This window comes from Dryocola boscaweniae (assembly GCF_025215095.1).
GTDB classification, from domain to species: Bacteria; Pseudomonadota; Gammaproteobacteria; order Enterobacterales; family Enterobacteriaceae; genus Dryocola; species Dryocola boscaweniae.
This window is the reverse complement of the sequence record NZ_JALHAP010000019.1, coordinates 1-288: the sequence shown is the minus strand read 5'-3', so window position 1 is coordinate 288 and position 288 is coordinate 1. Positions and strand designations below refer to the sequence as shown.

Below are 288 nucleotides of genomic sequence, written 5' to 3'. Positions count from 1 at the left end.
GATTATGGGAAATCCCCGCCCCGTTCGGCGTGGCGATATTCACCACCGGCACGCCGTTTGCCGCCCTGTCCATCTGCGTGGCGTTGTTTGCGGGCGTGGTGGCCGCAAAAGCCGGAAAAACAGGCTGTCCGGCCAGCAGGAAGCAGACCAGATAGCTCAGTAAACGCCGGGCAAAACAAACGGGTTGCGGGTGATTGTCCATAATCTCAGTCCTCACAGAACGAACGCGATGCGGTAGTAAATGCTGATACGATCGGGCGCCAGCCAGTCGGGATACTTCACCGGCAG

1 pseudogene is annotated in these 288 nt (G+C 59.0%); it reads right to left on the bottom strand.

Annotation, left to right across the window (positions count from 1 at the left end):
• Positions 1-202, bottom strand: a pseudogene (locus MUA00_RS00090) (filamentous hemagglutinin N-terminal domain-containing protein); the annotation flags it as partial.
• Positions 203-288 lie beyond the last annotated feature (86 nt).